This is a genomic window from Marinobacter lipolyticus SM19 (assembly GCF_000397065.2).
GTDB lineage: Bacteria > Pseudomonadota > Gammaproteobacteria > Pseudomonadales > Oleiphilaceae > Marinobacter > Marinobacter lipolyticus.
In genome coordinates, this window is sequence record NZ_KE007306.1 from 392,157 (window position 1) to 411,213 (window position 19,057).

General features: G+C 57.6%; 18 protein-coding genes. 4 read left to right on the forward strand and 14 right to left on the reverse strand.

The features are described from left to right. Positions 1–123: 123 nt before the first annotated feature. The 9 genes from hflC to MARLIPOL_RS01840 all read right to left on the reverse strand — a co-directional run bounded on the left by hflC (position 124) and on the right by MARLIPOL_RS01840 (position 10,433). On the reverse strand, positions 124–999 hold the full coding sequence (hflC, locus tag MARLIPOL_RS01800; RefSeq protein WP_012136347.1) for a protease modulator HflC: 876 nt from the start codon (positions 997–999) through the stop codon (positions 124–126). A 2-nt stretch (positions 1,000–1,001) separates the two neighbouring features. Beyond that, positions 1,002–2,180 (reverse strand): FtsH protease activity modulator HflK, encoded by a 1,179-nt coding sequence (gene hflK, locus MARLIPOL_RS01805; protein ID WP_012136348.1) that lies wholly within the window; start codon positions 2,178–2,180, stop codon positions 1,002–1,004. A gap of 78 nt (positions 2,181–2,258) precedes the next feature. Further along, the gene (hflX, locus tag MARLIPOL_RS01810) at positions 2,259–3,557 is read right to left on the reverse strand and encodes a ribosome rescue GTPase HflX (protein ID WP_012136349.1); all 1,299 of its coding nucleotides are present in this window, start codon (positions 3,555–3,557) and stop codon (positions 2,259–2,261) included. Between the two features lie 118 nt (positions 3,558–3,675). Next, complete coding sequence (gene hfq / locus MARLIPOL_RS01815) at positions 3,676–3,927, reverse strand: RNA chaperone Hfq (protein WP_012136350.1); 252 nt, start codon at positions 3,925–3,927, stop codon at positions 3,676–3,678. Positions 3,928–3,961: 34 nt separating this feature from the next. After that, positions 3,962–5,011, reverse strand: coding sequence for a tRNA (adenosine(37)-N6)-dimethylallyltransferase MiaA (gene miaA / locus MARLIPOL_RS01820; RefSeq protein ID WP_012136351.1), 1,050 nt, complete (start codon positions 5,009–5,011; stop codon positions 3,962–3,964). A 7-nt stretch (positions 5,012–5,018) separates the two neighbouring features. Continuing rightward, positions 5,019–6,947 carry a DNA mismatch repair endonuclease MutL gene (gene mutL, locus MARLIPOL_RS01825; protein ID WP_012136352.1) on the reverse strand — a complete coding sequence of 643 codons (1,929 nt, stop codon included), beginning with the start codon at positions 6,945–6,947 and terminating at the stop codon, positions 5,019–5,021. 20 nt (positions 6,948–6,967) lie between these two features. Beyond that, entirely contained in the window at positions 6,968–8,299 is a 1,332-nt protein-coding gene (locus MARLIPOL_RS01830) for an N-acetylmuramoyl-L-alanine amidase (RefSeq protein ID WP_036190544.1), read from the reverse strand. 35 nt (positions 8,300–8,334) lie between these two features. Then, positions 8,335–8,865, reverse strand: a complete 531-nt coding sequence (gene tsaE, locus MARLIPOL_RS01835; RefSeq protein ID WP_012136354.1) for a tRNA (adenosine(37)-N6)-threonylcarbamoyltransferase complex ATPase subunit type 1 TsaE — start codon at positions 8,863–8,865, stop codon at positions 8,335–8,337. Next, positions 8,865–10,433, reverse strand: a complete 1,569-nt coding sequence (locus MARLIPOL_RS01840) for a bifunctional ADP-dependent NAD(P)H-hydrate dehydratase/NAD(P)H-hydrate epimerase (protein WP_012136355.1) — start codon at positions 10,431–10,433, stop codon at positions 8,865–8,867. The genes tsaE and MARLIPOL_RS01840 overlap by 1 nt, the downstream gene beginning before the upstream one ends. Before the next feature lie 125 nt (positions 10,434–10,558). On the opposite strand from MARLIPOL_RS01840, the gene queG reads away from it, so the two are divergent. Further along, positions 10,559–11,629, forward strand: a complete 1,071-nt coding sequence (gene queG / locus MARLIPOL_RS01845; RefSeq protein WP_036190275.1) for a tRNA epoxyqueuosine(34) reductase QueG — start codon at positions 10,559–10,561, stop codon at positions 11,627–11,629. On the opposite strand, the gene orn is transcribed toward queG, so the two are convergent. Further along, complete coding sequence (gene orn, locus MARLIPOL_RS01850) at positions 11,624–12,166, reverse strand: oligoribonuclease (RefSeq protein ID WP_012136357.1); 543 nt, start codon at positions 12,164–12,166, stop codon at positions 11,624–11,626. The genes queG and orn overlap by 6 nt on opposite strands. 260 nt (positions 12,167–12,426) lie before the next feature. Here orn and rsgA point away from each other — a divergent pair, with 260 nt between their 5' ends. Beyond that, complete coding sequence (rsgA, locus tag MARLIPOL_RS01855) at positions 12,427–13,482, forward strand: small ribosomal subunit biogenesis GTPase RsgA (protein ID WP_012136358.1); 1,056 nt, start codon at positions 12,427–12,429, stop codon at positions 13,480–13,482. A gap of 12 nt (positions 13,483–13,494) precedes the next feature. On the opposite strand, the gene motB is transcribed toward rsgA, so the two are convergent. Then, a complete protein-coding gene (motB, locus tag MARLIPOL_RS01860; protein WP_012136359.1) occupies positions 13,495–14,454 on the reverse strand; it encodes a flagellar motor protein MotB in 960 nt (319 codons plus the stop codon). 29 nt (positions 14,455–14,483) lie between these two features. Then, positions 14,484–15,335 carry a flagellar motor stator protein MotA gene (gene motA, locus MARLIPOL_RS01865; protein ID WP_012136360.1) on the reverse strand — a complete coding sequence of 284 codons (852 nt, stop codon included), beginning with the start codon at positions 15,333–15,335 and terminating at the stop codon, positions 14,484–14,486. 176 nt (positions 15,336–15,511) lie between these two features. On the opposite strand from motA, the gene asd reads away from it, so the two are divergent. Beyond that, on the forward strand, positions 15,512–16,369 hold the full coding sequence (asd, locus tag MARLIPOL_RS01870) for an archaetidylserine decarboxylase (RefSeq protein WP_012136361.1): 858 nt from the start codon (positions 15,512–15,514) through the stop codon (positions 16,367–16,369). A 38-nt stretch (positions 16,370–16,407) separates the two neighbouring features. Here the strand turns inward: asd and epmA are convergent, their stop codons facing one another. Continuing rightward, positions 16,408–17,382: an EF-P lysine aminoacylase EpmA gene (gene epmA, locus MARLIPOL_RS01875; RefSeq protein WP_012136362.1), complete on the reverse strand. Its 975-nt coding sequence runs from the start codon at positions 17,380–17,382 to the stop codon at positions 16,408–16,410. An 11-nt stretch (positions 17,383–17,393) separates the two neighbouring features. Next, on the reverse strand, positions 17,394–17,969 hold the full coding sequence (gene efp, locus MARLIPOL_RS01880; protein ID WP_012136363.1) for an elongation factor P: 576 nt from the start codon (positions 17,967–17,969) through the stop codon (positions 17,394–17,396). Between the two features lie 45 nt (positions 17,970–18,014). On the opposite strand from efp, the gene epmB reads away from it, so the two are divergent. Next, positions 18,015–19,055, forward strand: coding sequence for an EF-P beta-lysylation protein EpmB (epmB, locus tag MARLIPOL_RS01885; protein WP_036190277.1), 1,041 nt, complete (start codon positions 18,015–18,017; stop codon positions 19,053–19,055). Positions 19,056–19,057 lie beyond the last annotated feature (2 nt).

The following is a 19,057-nucleotide window of genomic DNA, read 5'->3' on the forward strand; positions in this document are numbered from 1 at the left end:
TTAAGGCGAATTCGGGAGCAGGAGAAAAAACCCGAACCAAAACCGGCAGAATTTTACACTGTTGGCGGGCACAAAAAAACCGGAATACCGAGGTATTCCGGTTTTAGCTAAGGGCAATGCCCCTCAGCGACCGCCCTGCGGATCCTTGAGGAATCGGAGGAAGTCACTGTTGGAATCAATCACCATGATGTCATCCTTGCTTGAGAAGGTGTTCTGGTACGCCTGCAGGCTACGATAGAAGCTGTAGAACTCCTCATTGGCCCCATAAGCATCGGCATAGATTCGCGCCGCCTCACCATCACCTTCACCACGGGTTTCCTCCGCCTCGGCAAATGCTTCTGCCAGGATGACCGTGCGCTGACGATCGGCATCGGCTCGAATACCCTCCGCCAGCTCACGACCGCGCGAACGGAACTCCTGGGCCAGCTTTTCACGCTCAGTCGCCATCCGGCGATAGACGTTCTGACTGACCTCACCGGGGAACTCGATCGCCTTGACCCGGATATCCAGAACTTCGATACCGAACTCTTTCAGAGAGGTTTCGTTAACCCGATCCCGCAGCGTGTGCATCAGCTCATCACGCTGTCCGGAGACCACTTCAACCATGGTCCGCACACCGAACTCGTCACGCAGACCATTGTCCACCCGGGACAGCAGCAGGGACTGGGCGCGGTATTCATCACCACCGGTTGCCCGATAAAACTGGTCCACATCGCGGATTTTCCAGGCGATATAGGAATCCACATCCAGAGGCTTCTTCTCGATGGTCAGGTACTGGCGGGAAGGCAGATCCATGGTCAGCACGCGAATATCGAACTCGCGGATCTGGTCAATCACCGGTACTTTGAAGTGCAGGCCTGCCTGCATATCCGTTTCTACCAGCTCACCAAAGCGAAGCTTCACGCCGCGATGGGTCTCGGGAATGATGTAAACGCTCGACAAAACCAGCAGGACTACAATGAGGGCGCCTGCAAGGCCCACTACACCTTTGGGTCCCATAATTATCTGCTCCTCCGAATGCCGGTATCCTGCCGTCCACGCAGTTCCTGAATCACCTGATCGGTGAGGGTTGAGATATCAGGTTTGCTGCCGGAGCTGGTCGATCCACTGTTGCTGGAAATACGCCCCTGGGTCAGGCGATCCAGCGGCAGATACATCATGTTGCCACTGCTTTGAGTGTCCACCAGAACCTTGCTGGTACTGGACAACACCCCTTCAAGCGCCTGCAGGTACATACGCTCACGGGTCACTTCCGGAGACATCTGGTACACCTCCAGCATGGCCAGGAAGCGAGCGGTTTCACCGTTGGCACGCTCGATAACCTCTTCCTTGTAAGCATTGGCTTCTTCTATCATGCGCTGGGCCTGACCACGGGCCTCCGGCACAACCTTGTTACGATAGGTTTCCGCCTCTTCCTTGACCTGCTGCTCATCTTCACGGGCACGCTGGACTTCACGGAATGCGTCCTGCACGGCGGGTGGCGGCTGAGTACTTTCAACGTTCACACGCACGATTTCCAGGCCAGCGCCATAGTCACGCAGGAAACTCTGCAGGCGCTGCTCAACGCGAACAGCCAGCTCAGCACGACCTTCGGTCAGTACCCCGTCCAGGGTGGAGCTGCCCACTTCATGACGCAACGCACTGTCCGTAGCAAACGCCAGGGCCTGATTGGAGTCCCTGATGTTCAAGACGTACGCCTTGGCATCACCGACACGATACTGGACCTGAAGGTCCACGGTTACCAGGTTCTCGTCCTGGGTCAGCATCTGACCGCTGGACTCGGCGGTCCGAACATTCGTCACACGAACCTTGGTGACATCGTCAATCAGCGGCACCTTAAAGCGGAGACCAGGCTCCTCTGTGCGACTGAACTCACCAAAGCGCAGGACGACTGCCCTCTCCTGCTCATCCACTGTGTAGAAGGACTGGAATACAACGTACCCCAAACCAATGATGGCAATCAGTGCCAGAATGGCACCAAACCCACCACCACCGGATGAAGAACCACCGGAGCCGCCGGAGCGACCGCCCTTCCCACCCAGCATCCTGTTCAGTTTGTCGAGACCTTTTTTCAGCGCCTCATCGAGGTCTGGCGGACCTTGATCATTGCCGCCACGACCACCACCGGTTCCCCAAGGGTCATTGTCGTTGCGGTTACCACCCGGTTCGTTCCAGGCCATAATGCTCTCCGTTCCTGACTGATAGAATGGCTGCAAATACTAGGGATTTATGAGCGCCCCGGCAATAGCGTTGCCGGCTTACGCCTCCCTTGCGTCTAATCTGATATCGCTTTCCTGACTGCCGGCACGGCTCAACAACTGGAGCCAGTCCCGGTACTGCAGGCGAACTTCCAGCACCGTATCACCACTGTCCCGGTGCTCTTCACTCAAAACCGAACCGGCCTGATGCAGCAGTGCCCGGAGCTTGCCGTCCCGTGGGCCCAGCAATACAAACTGATGAATAACATCCTCGGCCAGACGCTCAACGATCGCGTCAAACAGCCCCTGGATCCCCTCACCGGTTACCGCGGACAACCATACCCTGACTGGCAAGCCATCCTCATTACGCTCAATGCGCGGAGTAAAATTATCAAGCAGGTCGATTTTATTAAAGACCTGAAGCACTGGAACCTCATCAGCGCCGATTTCTGCAAGCACTTCCTCCACCTGCTCCATGTTCTCGTCACGACGACTATCATGACAGTCGATAATATGGAGCAACAGGGTTGCTTCTATGGTTTCTTCAAGCGTCGCGCGGAAGGCTTCCACAAGCTTGTGGGGCAAGTGTCGGATAAACCCGACAGTATCTGCCAATACGACTGGACCAATGTCCGGAAGTTCCAGCCGCCTTAACGTCGGATCCAAGGTAGCAAATAACTGGTCCGCAGCGTATACGGACGACGTGGTGATATGGTTGAACAGGGTCGATTTACCCGCGTTGGTGTAACCCACCAGAGAAACGGTGGGAATGTCCGCACGCTTGCGGGCTCGACGCCCCTGATTACGCTGGCGCCGAACTTTCTCCAGCCGCTTGTGAATGGACTTGATGCGCTCACGAAGCAACCGGCGATCCGTTTCCAGCTGGGTTTCACCAGGCCCACGCAGACCGATACCACCTTTCTGGCGCTCAAGGTGAGTCCAGCCACGAACCAGTCGTGTCGACATGTGTTCCAGCTGGGCAAGCTCTACCTGAAGCTTACCTTCATGGGTGCGTGCACGCTGGGCAAAGATATCCAGAATCACACCTGTGCGGTCCAGCACTCGACATTTGAGCTCACGCTCTATGTTACGCTCCTGGGAAGGGCTCAGGGCATGATTGAACAGCACCACGTCGGCCTCATGAGCCGCGACCGCGTCGCGGATCTCTTCCAGCTTGCCCTCGCCAACGAACAGGCGGGGACTTGGTTGCTTTCTGGAGCCGGTCACCAGCCCCACCGATTCTACACCGGCAGATGCCACCAACTCCTGAAACTCATCCGGATCTTCGGTCTCTTCGTGAGAGGAAAAATCAATATGGACGACAATTGCCCTTTCACCAACGTCGGGACGCTCAAACAAGTGGTAACAACTCCGAAACAGTCAAACCGTTAGCCGCATAAAAACAAACACCCGCGCCCCTAGGAACCGCCAGGGGTTCGTCGGAAACGCGGGTGGCAATACAGGGAAACCGGACAACTCAGTCTTCAGCCTCGCCTTCACCGCCGGGCGCCTGCGGCGGAATGCGTACATTCCGGGCCGGTACAACGGTAGAAATGGCGTGTTTGTAGACCATCTGGCTGACAGTGTTTTTCAGCAAAATCACGAATTGGTCAAAAGATTCAATCTGGCCCTGCAGCTTTATGCCGTTGACCAGAAAGATGGAAACCGGAATGCGTTCCTTGCGCAAGGCATTGAGGTAAGGGTCTTGTAAAGAATGCCCTTTTGACATGTGTTTTCTCCTGTTTATAAGTAAGTGCAGATCGTCATTTTTCAGAGTTAAATGTGGTGCGAAGTCTGATAATTTTCAAGGCCGCTTCAGTGATATATCTATCGTCACTGTCGAGCCAGTCCACGTCGGACCACTTGCGCAACCAGGTTAACTGCCGTTTCGCCAACTGGCGGGTCGCAGCCACACCCTTGCTGATCATGGTGTCATAGTCATCATCGCCGGCCAGGTAATGCCAAGCCTGGCGGTAGCCGACACAACGCATGGAAGGCAAACCTGCATCCAGGTCTCCCCGAGCCATCAGTGCCCGGACTTCCTCCAGAAAGCCTGCCGCAAGCATGTTCATGAATCGCAGACGTATCCGCTCATGAAGAACTTTTCTGTCGGACGGAGCAACAGCAAGTTGCACCACAGTATACGGAAGCGATGAGGATTCGTCTGCCTGCCATTGAGTAAAATAGGTGTAATCCTCGACATTTGAGGGTTCACCTTGCTCATCGGCGCCATCCTTACCCGAATGTTGCCAGAGTTCCGAGATCGGTCGCCCCGTCAGACGTATGACTTCCAGGGCTCTTATCAGCCGTTGACGATTGTTCGGATGTATCAGCCCTGCGGCGACCGGATCCCGGTATGCCAGCTCCTCGTGCAGTGCCGCCCAACCCTTTTCTCCAGCTTCCTTTTCCAGCTCGCGACGAAGTTTCGGGTCCGCCGATGGCAGGTTCGACATACCATGGAGCAGCGCCTTGAAATACATCATGGTGCCACCTACCAGCAGCGGAATTCTGCCAGCCCGCGTAATGTCAGCCATCTCCCGCAACGCATCCCGCCGGAAATCGGCAGCCGAATAGCTTTCGGCCGGATCACAGATATCAATCAGACGGTGGGGCGCCCGGGCAAGCTCTTTCGCTGAAGGCTTTGCGGTACCAATATCCATACCCCGGTAAATCATCGCCGAGTCGACGCTGATAATGTCGCATGGCAACTGGTCACACAACGCCATGGCCAGGTCGGTCTTGCCGGAAGCCGTCGGCCCCATCAGGAAAATGGCTGGTGGCAATTGGGACGCCGGGGGCAGATGATCGGTCATGGCGCTCTTATCGTCCCCTGAGGAACAGTTTGTCCAGCTCGGAGAGAGTCACCACCGTCCAGGTGGGACGACCATGATTGCACTGGCCACTGCGTTCGGTTGCTTCCATATCCCGCAACAGCGTGTTCATTTCCGGGATGGTCAGTTGTCGGTTTGCCCGCACTGATCCATGGCAGGCCATGGTACCCAACAATTCGTGAGTCACCGCCTCGACCCGGTCACTCTGACCGTTTTCAATCAGGTCGGCCAGTATGTCCCGCACTAATTGCTCGGTATCCGCTCCCCGTAAAAGCGCTGGAACCTGCCGAATGGCGAGGGTTTCCGGACCGATTCGCTCCACCTGGAGCCCTAACTGCTGGAGCTCATTGCCATGGGTTTCCGCCAGCGCCGCCTCTTTCTGGCTGACCGCCAGTGATACCGGCACAAGCAACGGCTGACTTTTCAGATCCTGGGCTTCCAGCGCCCGCTTCATGCGCTCATAGGTAATACGCTCATGGGCCGCATGCATATCGACGACAATCATGCCTTGCCGGCTCTGGGCCAGGATATAGATACCGTGCAACTGGGCAATCGCGTAGCCCAGTGGCGGTTCAGCTTCACCATCTGCCGGCGGCGTGGGATGCCCAACGGTAATTTCTGGTACTGGCGCGCTCTGCTGGCGCCCCGCCAGGCCGCCCCCCTCGTTCAGGGACTGATAGAACCCCATCTGATCCCGCGCCTGCCACTCATGGTGCGGTTGTTGCTGCTGATGCCCGCCACTTCCCTGGGGCGGAAATACGGACGCGGTTTCTCCCCAACTACGGGAGATCCCCTGGTCGGCAGACGATGGCGCATTGCCACCAGAAAAAGACGATGCACCACCAACAACGCCCGTGCCTCCGACCTCTTCCCGCACCGCCGACTGCGCAACGGCGCCACGCAGATGATCATCGGGGCGAACATCCGCAAGCGCCTTGTGAAGGGTCCGGAAAATGAAATCGTGTACCAGCCTGCCGTCCCGGAATCGCACTTCGTGCTTGGTCGGGTGAACATTCACATCTACCGTGGCCGGGGCCACTTCCAGGTAAAGGACAAACGCCGGATGACGATTGTTGTACAGCACATCCCGGTAGGCCTGCCGCACGGCGTGCGCGACCAGGCGGTCACGAATGACCCGGCCATTAACGAAAAAGTACTGCAGGTCCGCCTGACTGCGTGAAAAAGTCGGCAGGGCGACCCAGCCCCAGAGGCGTAGCCCGGTAGCCTCGGCATCAATCACCACGGCATTATCAATGAACTGCTGCCCGCACAGGGAACCAATACGGCGCTCCCGATCCAGGGGATTCTCCGCCGGACGCAGGCTCTGAACCACTCGCTGGTTGTGGCGCAAGGTAAATCCGGCATCAAACCGGCTCAGTGCCTGCCGCCGAACGCACTCCTCGACGTGATTGAACTCGGTTTTTTCAGTTCGCAGAAATTTGCGTCGGGCAGGCGTATTGAAGAACAGATCCCGCACTTCTACGGTGGTGCCAACCGGGTGGGCAGCGGGTGAAATCCGGGCGTCCATGTCACGACCTTCCACTTCAACACGGGATGCCGCTTCCTGCGCTTCCGTACGGGACGTCAGGGCAAGCCGGGATACGGAACTGATACTGGCCAGGGCCTCACCACGAAATCCCAAGGAGGCGACTGCCTCCAGGTCATCCAGGCTCTCGATCTTGCTGGTCGCGTGGCGACTGAGCGCCAGGGGTAAATCGGCTTCACCGATACCGAATCCATCGTCCCGCACCCGAATCAGCTTCACGCCACCCTGCTCTACATCGATATCAACCCGGTTGGCGCCGGCATCGAGGGCGTTTTCCACCAGTTCCTTGACGACAGAAGCGGGGCGCTCCACCACTTCGCCTGCGGCAATCTGGTTCGCAAGCCGTGGAGACAGCAATCGTATGGCGGGCATGTTTCGGAAAAACCTCTTGTTCAGGAAGCGGGAATACGAATGGTTTGCCCTACCATAACACGGTCGTTGTTCAGGCCGTTAAATCGCATCAACTCGTTAACAGAAATCTGGTTCTCCCGCGCCAGATCTGACAGGGTATCGCCACGCCGAATCCTGTACTGACTCACCGAGTTACCGCCCTGCCTGCTCGATTTCTGCGCGGCCAGTAGCGTTCCCGGCGGAGGCGTGTCTGAGAAATAGTCGTAAATACCGTCGAAAACGGCATTGGCCAGTTTGCGCTGATAGGATGAGCTGGCCAGGTTCCTCTCTTCCTGCGGGTTGGATATAAAACCCGCCTCCACCAGCAGTGACGGGATATCCGGCGACTTCAGCACCACGAAGGCTGCCTGCTCTACGCCACGCTTGTGCAGCTTGGTGACATTCCCGAGCTTACCAAGAATTGAACTACCGATTCCCAGACTGGAGTTAATACTGGCGGTCATGGACAGGTCCAGAAGCACACCCGCCAGCATTTCATCCCGGCCGTTCAACGACACTCCGCCGGCACCACCAATCAGGTCGGAGCGGTTTTCGCTCTGAGCGAGCCAGCGTGCGGATTCACTGGTTGCGCCGCGTTTGGACAACGCAAACACCGAGGCTCCCCGAGGTTGCGGCGTTCTGAAAGCATCAGCATGGACCGATACAAACAGGTCCGCATTGTGCTTCCTGGCGAGCAGGGTCCGGCTGCGAAGGTCGATGTAATAATCGCCCGTGCGTGTCAGCTTGGCCGTGAAGCCGGGTTTCCCGTCAATGATCCGCTGCAGGGTTTTCGCCATGGACAACACAACGTCCTTCTCGCGAGTCCCTCTCGGGCCGATCGCCCCCGGATCCTCACCACCATGGCCTGCATCAATCACCACGATGACATCCCGTTTGCCATTGGCGTTATCGGTAACGGTGGGCTTGGCGGGTTTCTGCACCTTCAGTCCGCCTTCATCGATCAGGTCCACCACCAGACGATGACCATACTGCTGATTGGGCTCCAGCTGGAAACTGCGGGGCTTGATTTCGCTTTTCAGGTCCAGCACGACCCGCAGGTCATTACCGTTGCGGGGGGCGCTCCGAATCCTCTGAATCGGGCTCCCGGACAGGTCCAGCGCAGAAAAATCGGCCTTCAGGGTGACATCCTTCATATCGATCACCAACCTTGAAGGTCCTGACAATGAAAACACGTTGTGCTCCACCTTACCCGCGATATCCAGCACCAGCCTTGTATGGTCAGGTGCCGGCCAGATACGCACACTTTCCACGTCTTTGCCCGCCAGAGCAGCTACCGGCCAGATCACCAGCATGGCAAGCATGCCGGTTGTCATGAAGGTTCTTAGTGTTCTGATGATTGTCATACTGCTCACCTGCGCTTGTCCTGACCCGAAACTGCTTCGGATCGCTTGTTGCCAGCATCCTGTAGCATCGCCAACAGTGACTCACCGTTCTTCGTTCCTGGCACCAGCCTCGCTGAACGCCCCTCGCCATCCCGCTCAAGGGAGATCACAAGGTCTGCTTGAGGCAAAACGCCCCGCCCTCTTTCCGGCCACTCGATCAGGCAGGCATTGCCACCCTCGAAATAATCCCGAATCCCCATGTATTCCAATTCTTCCGGATCACCCAGCCGGTAGAGATCGAAATGGTATGCCGCCGGCTGGAGGTGTTCGTAGGGCTCCACCAGGGTGTATGTCGGGCTCTTGACCGCCCCTTCATGCCCCAGCCCTCTCATGAAACCCCGGCTCAGCGTGGTTTTGCCCATCCCCAGGTTGCCCTTCAGGAATAGGGTCCCTCCATGCCCGGCACCCACGACCGCTTTTGCCAGCTGCCCACCCAGGGCCTCTGTGGCGGCTTCATCAGCCAGAAAGATGTGGAATTCCTGTTGATCAGATTGCATTACGTTCCCGACTCTATCGCTTGCAAGCTGCCACGCTTCCTTTCGGTTTCTGCCAATACCGACGGCACGGCATCAATCACATCGCCCGGCAACAGCCCCATAAAACCCTTACTCCGGGCGGCAAGATTGGCTGCTGCCAAATGCAGGCAGGCCCCAATGCTGGCAGCGTGTAGTGGGTTACCCAGCTGCCCGTACAGAGCGCCAATGATACCTGAAAGCACGTCCCCCATGCCTCCCGTCGCCATGCCCGGATTACTGCCAGAAACGATCCGGGGCACTTCCACTCCTGATGCGATGACGGTACCTGCGCCCTTGAGCAACACCGTCCCACCAAACACCTGACACAATCGGTCGGCAGCCTTGATCCTGTCCACTTCGATTTCAGCTACCTCACAGTTAAGCAACCGCGCGGCTTCACCCGGATGAGGCGTCAGGATATGGTCATCGTCCTTTACCGCAACCCGGGAAGCCATCAGATTCAACGCATCGGCATCCAAAACCCTGGGCCTGCCACTGGCCACCACCTGCTCGAGCATTTGCTGCCCCCAGGCACTCCGGCCAATGCCCGGGCCGCATACGACCACATCAGCAACATCCAGCAAAGCAGGCAGTTCTGAGCCATGGATCAGCCCCTGAACCATAATCGACGGGCAACGTGCCAGGGCCGGTGCAACATACTCAGGACGCGTCGCCAGGGTGACCAGCCCCGCACCAGCACGGGAAGCCGCTTCGGCAGCCAGAATTCCCGCACCCCCAAACCCCCTATCACCAGCTACTATCAACACGTGACCAAAACGCCCCTTATGGGCAGTAACTGGCCGACGCGGCAAGGAAGTCGACACGGAGGCCCAGTCAGCACGGAGCGCCAGGGGCTGCTGTCCACAGCCCTCCAGCCACGGCTCCGTTTCCAGTGACTCGAAACAGATGTCACCGCAGGCTTCCGGTCCGTGCCCGGTAAACAGGCCCGCCTTCAAACCGATAAAGGTGACCGTCATATCCGCCCGGATCACATCCCCTGCTGCCGCGCCTGTTGTCGCGTCCAGCCCCGATGGCAGATCCACCGCAACAACGGGTACGCGGGCAGACTCACAGCGGCGGATCATCTCCGCAAACGGCTCCCGCGGCGCTCCAGTAACGCCGGTACCCAGCATGGCGTCCACAAGCAGATTTGCTGATCCAAACAGGGCATCCAGTTCATCCGGAGCCATACCGGCACACGCGACAATACCAACCCCATCCTGTTTTGCTTTCTGCCAGGCCAGACGGGCATCGCCCGACAGCTTCCTGACCGGAGCTACAGCTACACAGTTCACATCCAGACCGTGTCGTTTGGCAGCGGCAGCCACCAGATAACCATCGCCGCCATTATTTCCAGCACCACACAGCACCAGAATCCGGCCTGGCTCAGGCCACCGTTTCACCAACCGACGAAAAACCGAGGCCGCTGCCGCCTGCATCAGATCGAAACCATTAACCCCTTTTTCATCAATCACATAACGATCGATCTCCCGCACGGCATCTGCGGAATACAGGTCTTCTGGTAGACTGTGTAGATCAGACAGGGGCATGCACCCGCGCTCCAGCTAAAGAAATCAGTTTAAGAAAATTGGCCAGATACCTGTAAAGAATAGCAAAACAGAGAAAAAGGTCATAACTTAATCAGATTAAAATTCCGTACGTTCACCCTGATCCCATGGAAATGACCGCAAAACCAACCACTGTGATTGAAAACCTGCCGGAATCCATTCGCTCCTGGGCACGGGAACTGGGTTTCAGTGACGCGGGCATAACCTTGCCGGATACTGGCATCCATGGTGAGCGTCTCAAGAGCTGGCTGGCAAAAGGCTACCATGGCGAAATGACGTACATGGGAGACCATGGCGACAAGCGCTATACGCCCACATCCCTGGTGCCCGGGACCCTGCGGGTGATTTCCGTACGCCTGGATTACCTGGCATCACCGGACAGCCCGAAAGAAGCGCTTACTAACCGGGAAAAAGCCTACGTCACCCGCTACGCACTGGGTCGGGACTACCATAAATTGATGCGAAAGCGCCTGGCCACCTTGGCCAAACGCATTGACGAGGCGGTCAGCGGCCACGATTACCGCGCGTTCGTGGACAGCGCACCGGTACTGGAAAGGGCCCTGGCCCAACGCGCGGGCCTGGGCTGGATTGGCAAGAACAATATGGTTATTCATCCCAAGGCCGGTTCGTTTTTTTTCCTGGGAGAAATCTTCACCAGCGCCCCGCTGCCGGTGGACGAGCCGTTTGAAGCCGATCACTGCGGCAGCTGCAGCGCCTGCCTGGACCTCTGCCCGACAGACGCTTTCAAGGGCCCTCACCTGCTGGACGCCCGCCGGTGCATCAGTTACCTGACCATCGAACTCAAGGGTAGCATCCCCGAAGAGCTGCGCCCGCTGATGGGCAACCGGGTGTTCGGCTGCGACGACTGTCAGTTGGTCTGCCCCTGGAACAAATTCAGCAAACCCACCCGCGAACCCGACTTCCAGCCGCGGCACGGCCTGAACAACAGCGAACTTGCCGAGCTGTTTATGTGGACGGAGGAACAGTTCCTGAAACGCACCGAGGGTTCGGCCATTCGCCGTACCGGCTACGAAGGCTGGCTCCGCAACCTGGCGGTCGGCCTCGGCAATGCGCCCTCAACCATCCCGGTGATCGAGGCCCTGAAGAAGCGTGCCGACTACCCATCAGACTTGGTGCGGGAACACGTCCAATGGGCCCTGAGGCAGCACGGCTTATAATTTGAAGAAGTTTTCCCGGTAGTGGCGCAGCTCGTTGATGGAGTCCCGAATATCATCCAGCGCCAGATGACTGCCCTTCTTCTGCACACCGGCCAGCACATCCGGCCGCCAGCGCCGCGCCAGTTCCTTGATAGTGCTGACATCCAGATTCCGGTAATGGAAGAAGCCTTCCAGTTCCGGCATGTATTTCACCAGAAAGCGCCGATCCTGGCCGATGCTATTGCCACACAGTGGTGACTTGCCGGGCTCCAGATACTGCTTCAGGAACTCAAGGGTTTCCAGTTCTGCTTCGCGTTCGGAGACCTTGCTGTCTTTCACCCGCTGGGTGAGACCGTTCTCTCCATGAGTTTTGGTGCACCATTCATCCATGGCGTCGAGCAGGCTATCTGACTGATGGATGGCAATCACCGGGCCTTCGGCCACCACGTTCAGCTCCGAGTCGGTGACGATGGTTGCCATCTCGATAATTCGTTCCTTTTCCGGATCCAGACCGGTCATTTCCAGATCAATCCATACCAGGTTATTCACGTCCGCCATGCGTAATTCCTCAAAACTGTCGGTTTGGTGCAGGGTGCTGGCGGGTGTCACGGTCCGGGACTGTCGGAGGCCATGGATGGCCGGAGATCAAGCGCACAGGGATGTGCTTGTAGCGTGTCCCGGAGCGTGGCACCCGCCAGTGCCCGTAAAGTCAGATAAATTCTCAGAGGTTGATGCCAATCGTGCGGGCTGCGATCCTCAGGTTAGCGTATGATGTCACAGCAAATACCACCCTTCATCAAGAATCCAGAAATTACTTCATGGCTAAACGGCGACTGAACAAACAGCAGCAATGGCGCATCAAGAAAATCCAGGCGGAACGGACGGCGCGGGTTTCCCGAAAGGAGAAGGCCATTGAGGAACTGACGGAAGCCGGTGAGCTGGGCCCTGAGCAGCAGGGGCTGATTATTGCTCACTACGGTCAGCAGCTGGATGTGGAAGCGCTGGAAGGCGAACACCAGGGTCAGGTGGTGCGCTGTTTTGTGCGCGCCAACATCGACAGCCTGGTCACCGGTGACAAAGTTATCTGGCGGCCCGGCAAGAGCGAAACCGGAGTCATCGTTGCCCGCTGTGATCGCACCAACCTGCTGCAGCGCCCGGACAACTTCGGTGCTCTGAAACCGGTGGCGGCGAATATCGATCACATTATTCTGGTGATCGCTTCGGAGCCGGAGCCCCATGACAACCTGATTGACCGGTATCTGGTGGCGGCCGAGAGCACCGACATTCCGGTGGTGATCCTGCTGAACAAGACCGATCTTCTGACCGACCAGAACCGTCAGGATATCGATGAACTACTGGCGCGCTACGAGGCACTGGGGTATCAGGTGGTTCGCACGTCCGCAACGGCATCCGGAAGCACGCCGTCACCGCAGGTGGAGGCTCTTGTCCGGGATCAGACCAGCGTTTTTGTGGGTCAGTCAGGCGTTGGAAAGTCGTCCATTATCCAGACCTTGCTGCCGGATGAGTCGCTCAGGGTCGGGGCGCTGTCGGAGAGCACGGGAAAGGGCACCCATACCACGACGACCGCCAAACTGTTCCACCTTGCCATCGGTGGTGACTTGATTGATTCCCCGGGCATCCGGGAGTTTGGGCTCTGGCATATGACGCCGCAGGAGATTGAATACGGGTTTCGGGAAATCCGCGACCTGATCGGACACTGTCGTTTCCGCAACTGCCGCCATCTGGGCGATCCCGGCTGCGCCATTGACGTGGCTGCCGAGGATGGACGCATCAGCTATCCTCGCCTGAAGAGCTTCCATCGCATCCTCAAGGACATGGCGGAACAGCAGTCACGGGGTCTCAAGCTGGACTGACCCGACTTACCCTTACCAGTTGAGTTCGCCCTCGGCGGGCTCTTCCTGCTCACGCATCCAGTCACCCTGCTTGAGGGTTTCCATCGCCTCGTCCTGTTCTGCTTCCGTTGGCCGGGTCAGGTCAATCAGGGGCTCATCACCACTCCCCGCATTGTTCTGGATACCTTGCGCCGCTTTCTTGTTGAGGACAATAATCGAAATGCGGCGATTCACCGGCGCAGTGGGGTCGTCCTTATCAAACAGCACGGAATCACTCAAACCGACCACACGGGCAATCTGACCTGAACCAACCCCACCGGCAACCAGAGCCCGGCGAGCGGTATTGGCGCGATCCGCGGACAATTCCCAGTTGGTGTAGCCCGGGCGCCCATTGAATGGCGTGGCATCGGTATGACCGGTAATACTCAGTTTGTTGCTGACCGCCCCAAGGGGTTTGGCCAGTTCGAACAGAATATCCTGGGAGTAGTACTTGAGCTCGGCCCGACCACTGTCAAACATCGGGCGCTGAGAGCGATCCACAATCTGGATACGCAGACCCTCACTGGTAATATCAATCAGCAGCTGATCCTTGAACTCCTGCAGTGTTTCGCTTTGCTCTATGCGGTCCTGGAGCTCCTGAAACAACTCTTCCATCTTGCGTTGCTCAAGGGTTTCCGCCAGCTCTTCCACCACCTGGTCTTCGATCTGAATATCGCTCCTTTCGATATCCACAGTACTTTCATTGACCACCGAGGCACTGCCTTCGAGATCAACCGGATTTGGTGAGCCACCCTCGGTAAATCCCACCGGATCCTTGAAGTAGCCTTCCACCGCCCGCTTTTGCTCAGGAGAAGCGGTGGCGGTTAACCACAGCACCAGGAAGAACGCCATCATCGCCGTCGCGAAGTCCGCGAAGGCAACCTTCCAGGAGCCACCATGGTGACCACCGGCAACCTTCTTTTTACGCTTTACAATGATCGGTTGTTCTTCCACAAACCTGCTCCAACAGCCCCTGGCTGGCCCTACTTCGACCGAACGTGGTCGTTAAGCTCCTGGAATCCCGGGCGCTTGTCCGTTGGCAACGCTTTGCGGCCAAATTCGATCGCCATTTGCGGCGCCTGACCAGAGACCGTTGCCACAACTGACGCTTTCACACACTCATACGCTTTCAGCTCGTACTTGACGGCGTGCTCAAGGGCGATGGAGGTTGGGCCAACAAAGCCATACCCCATCCAGATCCCGAGGAAGGTACCCACCAGTGCCGCAGCCACGCTGAGACCAATTTTTTCTGGCCCTTCAGACAGGAAGTTCATGGTAATCACGATACCCAGTACCGCCGCCACGATACCCAGGCCGGGCAAGGCATCAGCTATTTTATTGACCGCATGCACCGGCTCTTCCAGTTCGTGCTGACGGCTATCGATCTCATTTTCCATCATGCCTTCGAGTTCATGGGTGGCCATGTTGCCGGAACTGATGATGCGCAGGTAGTCGGTCACAAACGCCAATAAATGGCTGGACTTCATGATCGCCGGGTAGCGGGAAAAGATCTGGCTGGACTCGGGGTTATCGATGTCCTCCTCGATAGCCATGACACCCTGTTTGCGGGACTTGTCGAAGATGTCGTACAAAAGGCTCAGGAGATCCATATAGAACGCCTTATTGTACGGAGAGCCTGTCAACAGGCGCATGACTCCCTGAAACACCTCTTTAACGGTGTGCATCGGATTCGCGATAATAAAGGAGCCGACAGCCGCTCCACCGATAATCAGGATCTCGGTGGGCTGCCACAGCACCATCAGGTTCCCGCCGTGCAGGATGTACCCACCGAGAACACTCGCAACTACTATGACCGCACCGATAATAAGCAACATGGGAAGAGAGAACGCCTTATGTAATAGGTATCGGGAAATTATTATCGTAATCGCACCACCGAATCAGTGCTGATAATAGCAAGGGCCGGCTTGAACCGCGAAGCTGTGAAACAATTTCTATACAAGCCGCTGTATTTGGTAAACTTCGCGCCTTCGAGCGCAAAGGATCCCATTTAATGTTCAACAAGCTCTTCGTTTTAAGCCAGTACATTACACCCCAGCTGGCTGTTTCACGGCTGGCAGGTCGCCTGGCGGACTATGACCGCACGCCGGCGCTCAAGAACCGCGTTGTTCGATGGTTTATCGGCCGCTATGGCGTAAACATGAGCGAAGCGGCGGAATCAAACCCGGAAGCGTATCCAAGCTTTAACGCCTTTTTCACGCGCGCCCTGAAGCCAGGCGTGCGCCCGGTGGACAGCAGGGACTCGGTACTGGTCAGCCCGGTGGACGGCGCCATAAGCCAGCTCGGACAGGTCACCGGTGACCGGGTATTTCAGGCCAAAGGCCAGTCCTTCAGCCTGACGGAACTGCTCGGGGGCGACGAACAGCGGGCTGCAGAGTTTGCAGAAGGCGAATTCGCCACCATCTACCTCTCGCCCAAGGACTACCACCGGATCCACATGCCCCTCGCTGGCAAGCTCCGGGAAATGGTGTACATCCCCGGCAAGTTGTTTTCCGTAAACCCGGTCACTGCCGAAAACGTGCCCAATCTCTTTGCCAGGAACGAACGCGTGGCCTGTATTTTCGACACCGATGCCGGCCCGATGGCGATGGTATTGGTTGGAGCGATGATTGTCGGCAGCGTTGAAACCACCTGGAGCGGTGTCGTGGCGCCCGGAACCGGGCTGATCACATCCACCCGTTACGATGGTGACCAACCGGACATTCAATTCGAGAAAGGTCAGGAAATGGGCCGCTTCCGCTTGGGCTCAACCGTGGTGCTGATGATGCCGAAAGGCTCGGTCACGTGGAATGAAGACGAGGTGCCGGAGAAAACCGTCAGAATGGGGGAAGCCTTCGGCACCATCGCCTGATCAGGCCTCAGACAGCCCCGGCACATCGCCAGGGGCTGTCAGGCCCGCTCAAAAGGGAAGGCGAGAACATCGGCGATATCACTGGTTCCCAGCTTCAGCATCAAGAGTCGATCCAGCCCAAGCGCGACACCGGAACATTCCGGAATCCCCGCCTTTAAAGCCTCCAGGAAAGCCGTATCAATCGCCATCTCGGGTTTCCCCGACTGACGCCGGACCTGATTGTCAACGGCAAACCGTCGGCTCTGCTCAGCCGGCTCGGTCAGCTCCCAATAGCCATTGCACAACTCAATCCCCTGAACATACAGCTCAAAGCGATGCGCCTGGCGCACTCCATCACGCTCACTGACCCTGGCCAGTGCGGCCTGGGATTCCGGGTAGCCGGTGATAAACACCGGACCATGTTCCGCCAGGGCCGGCTCCACCAGATAGCTCATCAACAGATCCAGGCAGCCGTCACGCCCCAGCGTCATGGCTTGCTCCGGCTCCAACCAGGCCTCGCAGCGGCGCGTCAACTCCCGATCGGAAGCCAGGAAGGGGTCCAGTCCGGCATACTGGTATAAAGCATTCCGATAACTCATCACCCCGGGCTGAGCACACCCCAGCCAGCCGCACACCAGATCGCCCACTTCCGCCATCAGCTCGCTGTCCGTATACCCCGGCCGGTACCACTCCAGCATGGAAAATTCCGGATTGTGACGACGTCCGCGCTCACCGTCCCGAAACACTTTGGAGATCTGGAAAATGGCTCCGGAGCCAGCAGCCAGCAAGCGCTTCATGTGATATTCCGGTGAGGTCTGGAGCCACCCCCCGGCGGCACCGCCCGCCAGGGCAGAAGAATTGGCGTAAATACCGTCCAGATTAGGATCCGTCACACCGTGACGACCCAGCACCGGCGTTTCCACTTCCAGCACGCCCCTTTGCGCAAAAAAACCGCGCACCCAGGCAAGCTGGTCTGCGCGGCTTTTGAGGGCGCTTAGCGAAGCCGATGGCTGCCACTCTAACGCGTCGATCACAACAACAGCCGTCAGCTGCTCTTGACGCGGTTGACGTACTCACCGGAGCGGGTATCAACTTTCAGCACTTCACCGATGGTAATGAACAGCGGCACGTTAACTACAGCACCGGTAGACAGGGTAGCCGGCTTGGACCCACCCTGGGCGGTATCGCCTTTCATGCCGGGATCCGTATCCACGACTTCGAGCTCGACAAAGTTTGGTGGTGTAACAGACAGCGGCGCTCCGTTGTACAGGGTGACCGTATACACATCCTGCTCTTTCAGCCACTTCACAGTATCGCCTACAGCCTTGGCATCGGCAGGAAACTGTTCAAAGGAGCCGTCGGTCAGCATGAAATGCCAGAATTCACCGTCGGTGTACAGATACTCCATATCCTGATCCATGACGTCAGCCGCTTCCAGACTTTCGCCGGACTTGAAAGTGCGTTCCCACACCCGGTTGCTCATCAGGTTACGGAGTTTTACCCGGTTAAAGGCCTGACCTTTACCCGGCTTTACGAATTCGTTCTCAAGAATTACGCAGGGGTCACCATCCAGCAAAACCTTAAGACCGCTGCGAAATTCGTTGGTAGAATATGAAGCCATGAAATGTTCACCCGAAAAGATGCAATTAAAAAATCAAGGGTCGCTATGATACAGCGAACCCCCACCCGTATAGAAGCCCGGCTGGCCGATAACGACTCCCGCAGCTGGCAACAACTGCTTTCGGAGTCCATAACCAGCCCGGAGCAACTGCTCGAACGGCTGGATCTGGATCCGGAACAATGGCTGGCTGGCGCCAGACAAGGCCACCGGCTGTTTCCGGTTCGGGTACCGGAACCCTATCTGAGCCGGATAACCCGGGGAAATCCCCACGACCCGCTATTACGTCAGGTGCTTCCGCTAACCGCGGAGAACGAGCCTGTGGAAGGCTACGTTTCCGATCCCCTACAGGAGTCCGGCGCCCTGAAAGCCACGGGGTTGATCCGCAAGTACCGCAGTCGGGCACTGCTGATGGTGACCGGACAATGCGCCATTAACTGCCGCTACTGCTTCCGCCGCCACTTCCCCTATGAAGAACACCGTTTATCGGCTGCGGACCGGGCCCATGTCATCGACACCCTGGCCCGGGACAGCGAAATAAATGAAGTCATCTTCAGTGGCGGGGACCCCCTGGCCGTCAATGACAGGCTACTCGCCGCCTGGGCAGAATCCATCAGCACCATCCCCCACATTCGACGACTGCGCATTCACACCCGGTTACCGGTGGTGATCCCCCAGCGGGTGTGCGACTCCCTGCTGGCCTGGCTTTCGAGGACGCGCTTGCAGGCCGTGATGGTACTCCACGTTAACCACCCCGCGGAACTGGACCTGCAAACCCGCCAGGTGCTTGGCCAATTGCGGTCAGCCGGCGTCACTCTGCTCAACCAGAGCGTCATCCTGAAGGGGGTCAACGACAACGCGGACGTGCTTTGCGAACTCAGCGAACGGCTATTTGACGCAGGCGTGCTACCCTACTACCTTCACGCCTTCGATCCGGTTGCCGGTGCGCACCACTTTGACGTCACCGACGACCGGGCACGAGAGCTTGTGCGAAACCTGCTGGCAATGTTACCCGGATTCCTGGTTCCCAGACTGGTGCGAGAGGTGCCCGGAAAAACGGGAAAAACGCCCATCGACCTGTTCGCATGACA